General features: G+C 40.0%; 1 tRNA gene. It reads right to left on the minus strand.

Going from position 1 to position 225, the window contains the following annotated elements:
• Positions 1-114 precede the first annotated feature (114 nt).
• Positions 115-190: transfer RNA gene (locus M9194_RS21635), tRNA-Ala, on the minus strand.
• Positions 191-225: the final 35 nt, after the last annotated feature.

Below are 225 nucleotides of genomic sequence, written 5' to 3' on the forward strand. Positions count from 1 at the left end.
CAATAAAATCACATTGTTATCTGTCAGCTTTCCAAATTGTTAAAGAGCAAGTTTTTCATCTTCTAAAGAATAAAAAACCATCTTTAAAGATTCTTAATAAAAAACCCTTAAAGATGGTGGAGCTATGCGGGATCGAACCGCAGACCTCTTCGCTGCCAGCGAAGCGCTCTCCCAGCTGAGCTATAGCCCCATCTGGTAGATTCTTTACTCTTGCATACAAACCGT

It is taken from the genome of Vibrio sinus, assembly GCF_023634645.1.
Classification (GTDB): domain Bacteria; phylum Pseudomonadota; class Gammaproteobacteria; order Enterobacterales; family Vibrionaceae; genus Vibrio; species Vibrio sinus.